A 12,946-nucleotide genomic window follows, 5' to 3' on the forward strand; every position below is an offset into this window, starting at 1 on the left:
CCGGATAGGCGCGATTCTCCAACTCAGCGATAAACTTCTCAGCGGAGATAGCTGCGGCGGCACCGGCACCGGCAGCCGTTATGGCTTGGCGGAAGATGTGGTCATGTACATCGCCCGCTGCAAAGACGCCGTCGATATTGGTACGCTGGAGTTTGTCCACCACGATGTAGTCCTGATCATCCATGTCGATTACACCTTGGAATAGCTCGGTGTTCGGGATGTGTCCGATGAAGATAAATACGCCATCAATCGGAAATACTTGCTTTTCGTCGGTTTTTACGTTTCTGAGCAGCGCGCCGGTGACCTTTTCGTCGTCTCCTTGGATCTCTTCGACGACTGTATCCCAGATGAACTTGATTTTATCATTCTTGAAAGCGCGTTCCTGCATGATTTGGCTGGCGCGGAGTTGGTCTCGGCGGTGGACGACATAGACCTCTGACGCATACTTTGTCAGAAATATCCCTTCCTCAAGGGCGGCATCGCCCCCGCCGACAACGATGAGACGTTGGTTCTGGAAAAAGAATCCGTCGCAGGTGGCGCAGTAGGAGACACCACGTCCACCGTACCCCTCTTCGCCGGGGATGTCCAGTGTTCGCGGCGAAGCACCGGTACAAATGATGACCGATTTGGCGAGGTATTTTTGGTCGTAGGTCTTCAGGTAGAACGGGTGGCGATTAAAATCCACCTCTGTTACCATGTCAAACTTTACCTCGGTCCCAAAACGCTCTGCCTGTTTCTGCATCCCTGATATAAACTCTGCGGCTTCGGTCCCGAAGAAGCCCGGATAGTTCTCAAGATCAAGTGTCAGTGAGAGTTGCCCGCCGAGTGCGTCTCCGGTGATGAGTAGCGGCTCCAGCATTGCCCGCGAGGTGTAGACCCCTGCGGCGAAACCCGCCGTGCCGCCACCGATAATGATGATGTTACGCTCTTCCAAACCATCGTTTCCGTTTTTTATCTCTGCCATCTGTTTCTCCTTCTATGTTAAAAATTTCATTCAGTTTCCCCGATGCTGCGAGTTCAGCTAAATCATCATCGTCGCCGATATGTTGATCATCGATAAAGATTTGCGGTACATCGCGGCGACCGGTTAGCTTCTCAATTTCATCGCGCATCGAGGGATCCCCTTTGATGTTGATTTCTTCAAATTCGATGCCCATCCTGTCAAGGATACCTTTCGCCTTGTAGCAGTATGGACAGAAACTGGTTGTATACATCTTAACGTTTGGCATTTATTTAATCCTCTTTTATCGTTTTCTCATTCTTTCGTCATGACGCAATGAACAAATGAACTAATGAACCAATTTTCTTTACGTTTCGCGCTCTTAGCATTTTACACTTTCTTTTAGCATGAGCCACGATCAATATCGTCTTTCCCAACGCCAACTATCGCTTCCAGAGATAAGCGGCTTAATATCTTCGGGCAGGGTTTCGATAAACTCAGGACTGATCTCGTTACCGGGCCACTCACGCACCATCGGTGGGGTGTATCCAGCGACTAGGATTGTACGCTCCTTGTCGCTGCGGATAGCGGTCGTGCTGTGGATGAGGGATTCTGGAAAGAGCAGGACCGAGCCGGCGGTTGCCTCTACCTGATAGATCAGTTTATCATCGGAGAGTGCGGCTTCGATCATCTCTTCCCTGTCCCAAGTGAGCCGGTGGCTGCCGGGGATAAAACAGGTGCCGCCGTCGTCGGCTCCTACATCGGTGAGATAGGTCAACGTCTTGACAAAGATGCAGTGGAATTTGCTCTGTTCGATGTAAGTTCCCCAGCCGTGCTGTGTCCCACGATGGAGTCCGGTGGGGTTATAGCGTCGTTTGTGGAGTTCCTTAATATCCGCTTCTGGATCCCTACTATTGATGATTGCCTCGGTCTCCTCAAGGCGGACCTTGCCACCGACCACCTCTTCAACGAGCGGCACCAGTTTGGGATGGGCGGCGTATTCTAGCAGAGCAGGGTCATACTCGACCAGATTACCCAGCAGTATATGATGCTCACCGCGTTTATGGGCGTAGACCCGTTTGGACTCAAGATCCGGATCGGCTTTCATCCGATGAAGCGCGTCCTTCATGCGAGCGACTTCGTCGGCGGTCAAGACATTCTCTAGCAGTACAAAACCGTAGATGTCGAAATGCAGCCGCTGTGCGGGGGTGAGGGTAACGGTTTCGGTGTTTTCCATGCAGATGAATCCTTCCGTGTGATAAAAAATGCCAACCTAATGCCAACGCGAAAAAGTAAACAATACTTTGGGAATGGGTGAGATGCGCTCTTTTGGGCTAAAGGTTGAAATTGTAGATTCCAGATCGTCATACGCGGCGTTGAAGGCAGTCGCTGCCTGAGATGGCAGGTGTCGGTGATGGTTCTACACCCCCCGGAGGTAATTAGCTTGTGTTAGCCAGGAATTGCCTTAGCTCATTTTGCGGCATTGTAACGGTTGTGGCAATCAAAAAGTTGATATTATCATATTTGATGTATTGGGGTGGGTTCATAGCCCCTATTATAACCTATTTTCTGACCAAGTGTGTAAGTCCTATTACTATTAAAATTCTCATCAGCAGCTAGCCGCAACATCAGTCTCTCCGTTCCGAGAGTTTTCAACCTGCTTGGTACGTCGAGCTAAAAGGCGGTCAGGCTAAAACGTAATGGATTACCTAATCCATCAACAGCGACGTGAATCTTGGTTGAGAATCCACCTCGACTGCGTCCGAGTGCTTGACAGGCTTGTCCACCACTGGTTTTCAATGCACCCGCGGCACAGGGGTGGGCACGAATGATAGTGGTGTCAATGATGAGCCACTCCATATCAGGGGCATTGACGAAGTGCTGGTGCAACCGTTGAAAGACCCCTTTATCGCACCACCTTGCAAATCGTTTGTAGACACTGTTCCAATTACCGTACTGTTTAGGTAACAGTCGCCATTGGCTACCGCTACGAGTTATCCAAAGCACCGCTTGAACAAAGCGCTTTAAGTGAGTTTCCTCTCCGGTATAGATATCGGGACAGGTGTTAAGGAAGTTTACTATTTTTGTCCATTGAGTATCAGGTAACGTGAGGGTTGACATATATCCATTATGCCACAAATATCAACAGAACCTAGTGAACTATTACTCATCACGCATTACGTTTCACGATTTAGGTTAATACCCCACGGCACAACCATCGCGGCGTGGTTCAGACCCCGCGATTAGTGTATTGTACTCCGGATGAATAAAGATCGCTTGTCCGCCACCGAAGAAGGTATACGGCGGTAGCAGCTGATGTCCCTTCCGCGCCAATCCCGACAGGACGTTCATCGGCACACCCTCTTCGATGGTGACAGTTGATTCATCCAAAACGCGGAAGCGCGGGGCATCGAGCGCGGATTGCACGTCCATATTGAAATCGACGAGGTTGCTCACCAATTGCAGATGTCCCTGTGGCTGCATCTGTCCGCCCATCACACCGAAGGTTACAAATGGTACACCGTTTTGGGCGATCATACCGGGGATAATTGTGTGCATCGTCCGTTTATGCGGTGCAATCCGGTTGACATGATTCGGATTGAGCGAGAACCCTGCCCCTCGGTTTTGCAGCATAATCCCTGTATCTCCTGCCACCATGCCCGAACCAAAGCCCGCAAAGAGACTGTTGATGAACGAAACAACATTGCGATCTTTGTCAACAGCGCAGAGATAAACGGTATCACTCCCCATCGGCGGTGTACCTGCAATCGGATCTGTGTTGGCACGATCGAGATTGATTCGTGCCCTCTGGCTGTCGGTGTATTCCTCGGAGAGTAAACCCGTAACGGGAACATCTTCAACCTCCGGATCAGTAATGTATTGGTCCAGATCGGCAAACCCTAGCTTCATCGCCTCAATCAAACAGTGCAAAGAGGCTTCGCTATTATGCCCCATTGACTGGAGGTCGAAGCCTTCAGCGATATTCAGAGCGAGCAGGGCAGCAATCCCCTGTCCGTTGGGCGGAATTTCGTAGACATCGTAGCCGCGATAGTTGGTTGAAATCGGCTCCACCCAATTCGAGGTGTGATCAGCAAAATCCTGCATTGTGAATAAGCCGCCGTTCTCATCGGAGAATTGCACAATCTTTCTGGCGATTTCGCCCCCATAAAACGCCTCACGCCCCCCTTCAGCAATCAGGCGCAGGGTATTTGCGAAATTGGGTTGGTAGAAAGCCTCTCCCGGTTTTGGTGCGCGTCCGCTTGTCAGGTAGGTTTTAGCGGCATCAGGCGTGCTCGAAAGCAGTCCAGCGGCTTCTTGCCACGCTAGGCTGATCTGTGGACTGACTGGAAACCCGTTCTCCGCATGCTCAATGGCAGGCTTGAGGACATCGCCCAGCGTCATCGTGCCGCAGGCTTCGAGAATTGTCCCCCACCCATCAACCGTGCCGGGAACGGTCACAGGATACAGACTCCCTGTGCTTGGAATACTGGTCAACCCCTGCTTCGTAAAGAATTCAAGTTCTGCGGCATACGGCGCACGATAATCCCATCTTGCGGACGATACACCAACGCAAACATATCTCCACCAATCCCCGTAGACATCGGTTCAACAACGTTGAGCATGGCAGCCGTGGCAACGGCGGCGTCGATCGCATTCCCACCATCGCGCAGGATTTGTAAACCCGCACCCGCAGCAAGGGGTTGGCTTGTGGCGACCGCGCCGTGTTTGCACATAACGGCGGATCGCCCTGGTCCAAATCGATTGGGACGATAATCATCAAACATTTTTATGTTGTCTGCTTTCTAGTGTATTGGGCGCTAAGTTAATCAGACGCAATGCAGTAGAGGGATCTATTCCCACGTAGATATATCTCCTTGCCTACGATTGCGGGTGAGGCATTGAAACCATCATTGAGGACATTTTCAGCGAGGACTTCAAGCGTTGAACCGTGTTTGATTACAAGTGTGACGCCGTCTCTGCTTGCGATATAGATGCGGCCGTCCGCACCGACCGGCGACGCATAGACTTCCGAGATGCCTTCCAGACGCTCTGGTCCATAGTATGCCTCGCCTGTATTGGCGTTGAAGGCGGAAAGGATTCCACTGTTGCTTTTCAGGAAATAGAGTGTATCGTCATAAAGCAGCGGGGAAGGTACATAAGGGGTATCTCTGCCATACTCCCAAACGATCGCCTCCCCACGGGTGATGTCTCCCTCTGCATCAGCGAGACGAATCGCTTGCAGAGCGTTGCCGCGAAAACCGCTGGTAACGTAGACAATACCGTTCGCTGTTACGGGCGATGGAATTGTATTGGCTGTCATACCGCCGCATTCCCAAAGCACTTCCCCTGTCGCCAGATCGTAGCTACGGGTGCGGTGCGTTGCATTGATAATGACTTGATGATTCCCGTTGTGTTCAACGACGAGTGGCGTCGCCCACGACGTTACTTCATCTCGGTCAACTTTCCAGAGTTCTTCACCCGTCCGTTTATCCAAAGCAACAATGAACGAATCCCCTTCGTGGTCCCAGTTGATAATGATGGCATCCCCATAGAGTGCTGGTGAACTGCCTTCACCGAAACTGCGTCTGGTAGCCATGTCCCCTAAGTCTTTCTCCCACTGGAGATTCCCCTGCATGTCATAACAGTAGAGACCACGGGAGCCGAAGTAAGCGTACACATGTTCCCCATCGGTGACAGAGGAATTTGCTGCCCAGCTACCGGTCTGGTGTGTTCCTTCATGCGGCACCTCTTCACGGGCGGTCTGCTGCCAACGGATGCTCCCGTCAGAACGGTTGATAGCGAAAATTACAAATTGGTGGACAGATGATGGGGTTGAGGAGCGACCACGACGACCCCTTCGCCGCTGCGGTTCCTCCATTGGTGCTAGTTCTATCTGTTTGTTGGTCTTGACAGCACTTGTGACAAAAATGGTATCGTCCCACACGATTGGGGTGGCATGTCCCTGACCCGGAATCTCGGTTTTCCATCGGATATTTTTGTTTTCGCTCCATTCGATGGGTGGATCTCCGTGCGGTGCGACGCCGGAAGCCTCAGGTCCCCGCCACTGGTGCCAATATTTCTCAAGCTCTGAAAACGAGTCCGTTCCCCACAAAAAAGTTGTAATTACACAAAAAAAGATGACAGAGGTAAGTGCCCTTTTCATTTGAAAATTTCTCCTGTGTTAAGTTTATGGCTTATGCTAAAGAATGGTGCAAAGAAACCGAGTTTTTCCGAAAAAACTCGGTTTCTCTTCGCATTTTGCACTTTTAATATGAACCAATTTTGTATTCTCTACTGCTTATTCAGTAAATTCGCCCATCGTTCCCAAGCCTCACGGGTTGCAGCTTTCTGAACCTCACTCGCCTCCGCAGCCATTCCGCGCCTCAAAAAGCCGTGACCTACACCGGAATAGATCACTGGTTCATAGGTGATACCGGCGGATGCTGCAGCTGCTTTTGTCGATTCAATGGTCGAGTTGATTCGGTTGTCACTCTCACCGTAAAAACCGTAGATCGGACAGGTAATCTTCCCCAATGCCGCTGCATCTGGGGGGCTGCCATAGAAAACGAAAGCCGCTTTCAGCGAATTGTCATTAGTCGCAAAGCGGAACGACTGCCTACCGCCCCAACAAAATCCACTCACAGCGACTACATCTGTCGTCGAAGGCAGATCGCGGACATATTTTGTCACCGCTTTGAGATCCGCTGTGATTTGGTCCGGATCTAGGTCACGAATCGCGCGCCGGACACTGTTACCTTCAAAGCTATCGGTGCCGCCTCCGTTTGGTCCCATCCCGGAAAGGAAATCGGGACAGATTGCGACAAAGCCCGCTTTCGCAAGTTCATCACCGACCTGTCTAATCCAATCCGTTAGGCCGAAAATCTCATGGATGACAATCACCGAAGCTGCGTTCTCCTTGATCTCCGGGAAAACGATGAACGCACTGACCTCGCGTCCGCTCTCTGCGGTGATTTTCACCCATTCCCCGTGCCGCGGTGAGTTCTCCAGTTGCTCTTTTGCAGTGTCTGCATCTGCATAAGTGCCATCCATCATCAAACCGCCAATCAGGGCGAAACCGATGATTGACACAATTAATCGGGTTAAACTGTAAAACGTTTTCATTTTGTCTCCTCTTAAAAGTTATGGGTTTCTAGGGGACCTCGACCAAAGCTTATTCGGGGTCGTTATCCAATTACCTCGCACCGAGAAAGCATCTCCCTGCCCCGTTCAGAGAGCTTATCGTATTCCATCTGAGTCATCTCAATAGGGTTACGCATCGCGAACCAAGGGAGGGAATAGCAGATCACCAACTCTGGTCTGGGCTGGTCGGCGCGATTGGGGGTTCCACGGTGGAGCGTCCGTGGATCCTGAACCCATAGCGTTCCCTTCTTTAGGTTGAGACGGCGTGCTGTGGGGAAATCGCCTTTTGTCAGCACTTCGTCGTAACAATTCTCCAACTCTGGATCGGCGAGGTATTGGGTGGCGGGCAAGATTTCAAAGCTCCCATTTTCCTCGTAGGTATCTACTAGCGGAAACTTGATACCAAAATGTGGACAAACCTCTAAGCCAACATGGGGAACTAGTTTGGAAATCCCCGCATCTCGATGCCACCGCTGGTACTCGCTGCCGGGGTACGGGTTGTTTGAATGGTAGCAGGTAATATGATAGTCGCTGGTGCCCCAATACCGGTCGAGAAAATCTAGCATCACCGGGTTCTCGAAGATCTGGGGATCGGCGAAGGGCTGCTCCCAAGGGACGTACATCGTGTAACGGTTGACGATCTGTAAACGCCCTTCTACAACAAGCCGATCATCGGTGTGCCCACGTACCTTGACATCTTCGCCTTGCGTATGGCTGTGAGCCTTTACCTCTTCCAAGAGGGGCAGGAACGCTTCACGTATCCGATCTATCGTCTCTACTGGTATCAAGTCTTCAAAGGTAACGTAACCATTAATTTTTAACTCGGCAAGTTTCAAATCGAGATCATAATCGGGTTGCGTAGCCATTGGTTTCTCCTTATTGGTCTGTAAGTTGTCTTTCCAACACATGACGTATCAGGGATATCGCAATAATTGAAATCTAATCCCCCATGAACGGCTGAGCCGTTAAGATACCCCCGTCAACCGGATAGGTGACACCGGTCACCGCTGAAGCTCTTGAACTGGCGAGGAACAGAATCACTTCCGCAACCTCCGCGGGTTGTTGCAACCGTCGAATCGGTATCCGACTGCACCATTGCTGAATAGCACCTTCCATATCGCCGGTCGCCTCCGCAAATCCACGCAGTAAGGGTGTATCGATATAGCCGGGTGCGACAGCGTTGATGCGGATGTTTTGGGGGGCAAAATCCAGCGCCATGCTTCGCGTTAATGAGACGATGCCTCCCTTCGCGGCGGCATACGCCGATGATCCGGGCATGTTGAAAAAACTCTGCATCGACGCTATATTGACGATGGAGCCGCCGCCCTGTTCGAGCATATAAGGAATGCAATACTTTGAACAGAGGTAGACGCTTGTGAGATTTACATTGAGAACATGATACCATTCATCCTCAGGCAACTCAACAATATCGGCGACCATCCCCTGAACGCCGGCGACATTAACAAGGACATCTATCTTTCCAAACGCTGCCACGGCTTGTTCTACCATATTACGCACATCGCTGGGGTTTGACACATCAACCCTGACAAAACACGCTTTGCCGCCTTGATGCTGAATCTCTTGGACCGTTTCGTTGCCGCTCGCTTCTTGGATGTCCACCACAACCACGGATGCCCCTTCGCTTGAGAAACGCAAGGCAGTTGCCTCGCCGATGCCCTGACCACTGCCGGTGACAATAACAACCTGATCTTTCATGTTAGTGGCTTCCTCCTTTTTAACGATTACAGATTGGAAGATTTTTTGATTTGAGTTTCAATCGTTCAACCATCACAGTGTAGGATGCGTCTGATTCTAAAGCGATTCGGCATAATCTCACTCACTTTTTTTATAACACTCTCGTGGAGCTATAGTGGACCTTAGAATTAATGAGACACTCCAAACCGGTGCGGTTAGGATGCCGCACCTACCGGCCCCGATAAATCGGGATCGCTGCACAGAGGGGCGAAAGTGTCTATTTATTTTTTGAATTCACTATAAGTCAAAAATGATGAAAACGACAGTCTTTTTAACCACACTCTTACTCGGTTTTTTCCATCTTTTACCGTTTGCATTGGGGCAAGAGTCGTGAGGTGCTTGAAATAATCCCGTAATACCGCGTAGCGGGATAGGTGAAGTCAGTTTGACTTCAGAAGATACAGATAAATTTCGATTCTCCCTCAATGTATTGAGAGGATTTGACTCTGAGGGCGGACATTTACGAAGGGACTTTCCCCAACTGGACAAGTAGTCAAATCACCGTTGCACCGACATCTGGTCTCCCTTGATGTTCTTCGTCTGGATTTGGGCCTCCAGTATAGCATAGCTGACAACTGGAAGGTTCTGCTGAGTATCCCTTACGCAATTAAAAACCAAGACGCAAGCGTTGAGAAGATCGAACCCACATCTTCCCATGAGCGCGCGGCGATACTGGCAAACCAGAATATCCATCACCGCGACGAAACCTACCGTGGATTTTCCAATTTTAGTCTTCTCCTTTATCTTACGTGACAGTGACCATTTGGTTGCATCACTCGGAAGCAGCATTCCAGTAGGGAAAACAGAAGAAGACCCTTTTGCGTTGGGTGATGCTGGATTGGAACATCTTCATATCCAGTTTGGAACGGGAACGTTCAACCCATTGGCTGAATTACATTACGGAACACCACTCTTTGGTGACTTGTCACTAAACGCCTCTATCATGGGGCAATTTCCGTTCTATGAAAACAAGAAAACCTATCGCGGGTCTGTAGAACTGACCTCGACAGCAGAAGTGAAATATCGCCTGTTAGATTGGCTTGCGTTTCACGCCACCTATCTCAGGTTTTATCAATCCTACGCCTATTGGGACGGCGAGCAAGATGTTAATTCAGGTCTGGTTCTCAACTCTGGATTGTTTGGTGCAACGCTCAACGCTGGATATGGCATACCAGTGCGCTTTTCCGTAATGTTTCCACTTCATCAGCGAACACTGTCCAATGAAGGTGACGCTTTTGAACTCGGAACAACCGTTTCACTTACAATGTCACGTTCATTCTGAAAGGTAGCAGAGTTGCTTGGTAATAGCATTGACACAAGTTAGCCTTGTGGAGAATATGCAAAGAGAGTATGGCGCTAGTGTTTTCGGAGAGTCGTGACATGTTATCATCTGAATTGCCATTCTAGCGTGGCATAACCGTGCTAATACGTCGTACAACATACGACACGATTTTCGCGGGCGAAGTGCATAAGTCCTAAAGTTATTAAACTTCAGGACTTACGACAATTTAGCACGCAGCGCGAGTTTTTTTATTTTTAACCCCCTAAATCCCCAACCCCTCTGATAAGAGGGGAAAGACAAGGGAGAAGATCCCCTTTTATCTTCTCCCCTTGTCAGGGGAGTTGCAGGGGGACTTATGAACCAACTGCGTAAGTCTTAAAACTTGTTTTTTATTTGACAAATATTATTCTGATATGTTAAAATATGTATTACTAATGTTAATCAACTTTTAAGCTAAAAGCTCTGATTTCGATGAAGTGGGTATTGGGTATAGCATGGCGCACACTTAAATTACGCGCCTGCAATGTAACCAACGTCACGTTACATTATAAGGAACAATCTCATGGATATAGGAAACATCATACTTTTTGTCAAAGACATGAAGACTGTTACCGCATTTTACAGGGATATTGTCGGATTGCAGCCCGACGAAGAACAACCGTTTCCGGCGCACCGCTTCTTCCGCTTTAACACCGGGCAGTGTAAACTCTGCCTGCACAGTGCGAGCAAGCCAAACGGCGGAAGACAAAAGATTGGCTTTCCCGTCGAAAGTGTAAAAGCCGTTCACGATGCCTTCAAGGCGAAGGGTTTACGATTGAGACCATTAAAAAATGGGGACGGATTAGCGTGCTTCGATATTTCAGACCCTGAAGGCAACAGAATTCAGTTCGGGGGAAACTACTAACATAGGTTCACCGCCAAATGGATTGTGATTTGCGAATCCGATCTACTGCGCGGTATATCCACCATCGACGATAAGCGGAGCACCCGTCACAAAAGAGGATTCATCCGATGCCAGAAAAAGTGCCGCGTAAGCAATCTCTTCGGGCTTTCCGATCCGTCCCATCGGGTAACGCTGTTCCAACCATTCGCGCTGTTCTTGGACAAACTCGCGGATGAGATTGGTGTCTATGTGACCGGGACAGATGCAATTCACGCGGATGTTCTTCTTGCCGTAGTCGATAGCCAAGTTTTTGGTGAATTGGACCACGCCCCCCTTTGAGGGAACATACGCATCAAAGCCGCCGCCGAGGCCGATCGGATAGCCCACTATTCCATTGATGGAGGCGATGTTGATTATAGACCCGCCGCCGGACCCTTCCATCATCCGCACCGCATGCCACGTTACCAGGTAGGTCCCCTTCAGGTTGACCTCCATCACACGGTCCCACACCTCTTCAGGGGATGCGCCTTTCGGGAGCGCCTTACCGGCGATAACCCCAGCGCAGTTGACCACAATATCCAACGTGCCATAGGTCTTCACCGTATCCTTCACCATCGCCTCGGCGTCGGCGTTCCTTGATACATCTCCGGTGAGAGCAGTGGCGTCACCTCCGTCGGTCTTTATCTCTGCAACGGTTTCGAGGGCGTTAGCCTCATTCAAATCGGAGACGACCACCTTCGCTCCCTGCGCAGCGAATAGCACCGCTGTCGCACCCCCAATGCCGGAACCGCCTCCCGTAACCAGCGCTACTTTGTCCTTCAAACGCATACTTCACCTCCCGAACACCCAGAGTGGACCTAGGTCAGGTCTGCCAGTTTGGGCATCACCTCATTCATAAGCAACGTCATGGAATTGAGCCACTTCTCCTTCGGTTCCCATTCGTGTCCCATCGCTAGGAGTACGCCAAAGCCGCCTACGTCCTCGTATAGTTGGCGCAGCTGATCGGCGACATCGTCAGGGCTTCCGACGATCCAAAGGTTATCAAGTAGCCACTCGACTGTCACTTCATCGTTGGACATGTTGGGATCTCTCTTGAATCGTTCCTTGGGCAGGAGTTTGAACCAGTACTCATTGAAGTCGCGTGCGAGGACTCCTTCTAACGCCTCCTTGCGCGCCTGTTCGGTTGTGTCTGCGATGTAAATCTCCCGTGCGATGCGCCACATTGAGCGATCCGGAGTCCGACCCGTTTTCTGCGCCCCTTCTTCCACCGCTTCCCAATGTGTCTGGATGACCTCTACAGGTATCAGATTGAGGCTCATTGGAATCCAGCCCCGCTCACCTGCCAACACCAGCGTGTCCGATCTTGGTGAAACGCCTCCCATCGCGATAGGCGGGTGAGGCTTCTGATACGGCTTGATGTGCACCTTTAAGCCGATATCGTCCACCGGCTCAGGAATCTTATAACGCCAGTACTCGGTTTCATATAGCCCCGGTTTGGGGTCCTCCCAAATTTGGAGCACCGCCTCGATACCCTCTCGTGTTGCCTTTCGCCGGTCGCCGTCCGCGGCGAATCCAAACATCTCGCAGTCCCCCGGTATGGCGCTGGAACCAACCCCCCAGTAGAAACGCCCGTGCGCGAGATGGTCGAGCTGGGCGATGCGATGGGCGACCGCAGCCGGGTTGTGGATGGGCATACATGTAACGCCTGTACCGAAGACGATGTTTTTAGTCAACCCCAAAGCATTCGCGATGAAGAGTTCAGGGGATGGGATATTCTCCCATTCAAAAGTGAAGTGCTCACCGATCCACGCCTCTGTGTAGCCCAACTTGTCCAGTGTCACCACTTGCTCCATATCGTGATCCAAGGTCTTCGTGAAATCCGCGCCCGGCGGATGCAGCGGCATTGTGAAGAAACCGAGTTCCATGAGAAAACCTCCTTGCGTTT

At 50.6% G+C, this 12,946-nt stretch carries 11 protein-coding genes and 2 pseudogenes; 2 read left to right on the forward strand and 11 right to left on the reverse strand.

Translation table 11 applies throughout. From position 1 onward, the window contains the following. The 9 genes and pseudogenes from trxB to J4G02_04150 form a co-directional block, all read right to left on the reverse strand. The coding region (trxB, locus tag J4G02_04110; GenBank protein ID MCE2393773.1) for a thioredoxin-disulfide reductase at positions 1-964 on the reverse strand (964 nt) is incomplete at its 3' end. Further along, positions 921-1,229, reverse strand: a complete 309-nt coding sequence (gene grxC, locus J4G02_04115) for a glutaredoxin 3 (GenBank protein ID MCE2393774.1) — start codon at positions 1,227-1,229, stop codon at positions 921-923. The genes grxC and trxB, both read right to left, overlap by 44 nt. A gap of 129 nt (positions 1,230-1,358) precedes the next feature. Beyond that, complete coding sequence (locus J4G02_04120; GenBank protein ID MCE2393775.1) at positions 1,359-2,177, reverse strand: phytanoyl-CoA dioxygenase family protein; 819 nt, start codon at positions 2,175-2,177, stop codon at positions 1,359-1,361. 443 nt (positions 2,178-2,620) lie between these two features. After that, positions 2,621-3,061: pseudogene (locus tag J4G02_04125) on the reverse strand (IS5 family transposase). A 75-nt stretch (positions 3,062-3,136) separates the two neighbouring features. Further along, positions 3,137-4,731: pseudogene (gene ggt, locus J4G02_04130) on the reverse strand (gamma-glutamyltransferase). A 32-nt stretch (positions 4,732-4,763) separates the two neighbouring features. Next, a complete protein-coding gene (locus J4G02_04135) occupies positions 4,764-6,104 on the reverse strand; it encodes a PQQ-like beta-propeller repeat protein (protein ID MCE2393776.1) in 1,341 nt (446 codons plus the stop codon). A gap of 128 nt (positions 6,105-6,232) precedes the next feature. Continuing rightward, entirely contained in the window at positions 6,233-7,063 is an 831-nt protein-coding gene (locus J4G02_04140; GenBank protein ID MCE2393777.1) for a dienelactone hydrolase family protein, read from the reverse strand. 62 nt (positions 7,064-7,125) lie between these two features. Beyond that, positions 7,126-7,947 (reverse strand): phytanoyl-CoA dioxygenase family protein, encoded by an 822-nt coding sequence (locus J4G02_04145; GenBank protein ID MCE2393778.1) that lies wholly within the window; start codon positions 7,945-7,947, stop codon positions 7,126-7,128. 73 nt (positions 7,948-8,020) lie between these two features. After that, entirely contained in the window at positions 8,021-8,797 is a 777-nt protein-coding gene (locus J4G02_04150; GenBank protein MCE2393779.1) for an SDR family oxidoreductase, read from the reverse strand. A 751-nt stretch (positions 8,798-9,548) separates the two neighbouring features. On the opposite strand from J4G02_04150, the gene J4G02_04155 reads away from it, so the two are divergent. Further along, entirely contained in the window at positions 9,549-10,118 is a 570-nt protein-coding gene (locus tag J4G02_04155; GenBank protein MCE2393780.1) for a hypothetical protein, read from the forward strand. Positions 10,119-10,680: 562 nt separating this feature from the next. Further along, complete coding sequence (locus J4G02_04160) at positions 10,681-11,022, forward strand: VOC family protein (GenBank protein MCE2393781.1); 342 nt, start codon at positions 10,681-10,683, stop codon at positions 11,020-11,022. 42 nt (positions 11,023-11,064) lie between these two features. Here J4G02_04160 and J4G02_04165 read toward each other — a convergent pair whose 3' ends face one another. Together J4G02_04165 and J4G02_04170 are read right to left on the reverse strand one after the other, a co-directional pair. Beyond that, a complete protein-coding gene (locus tag J4G02_04165) occupies positions 11,065-11,829 on the reverse strand; it encodes an SDR family oxidoreductase (protein ID MCE2393782.1) in 765 nt (254 codons plus the stop codon). 29 nt (positions 11,830-11,858) lie between these two features. After that, positions 11,859-12,926: an LLM class flavin-dependent oxidoreductase gene (locus J4G02_04170; protein ID MCE2393783.1), complete on the reverse strand. Its 1,068-nt coding sequence runs from the start codon at positions 12,924-12,926 to the stop codon at positions 11,859-11,861. Positions 12,927-12,946: the final 20 nt, after the last annotated feature.

Source organism: Candidatus Poribacteria bacterium (assembly GCA_021295755.1).
Classification (GTDB): Bacteria; Poribacteria; WGA-4E; order WGA-4E; family PCPOR2b; genus PCPOR2b.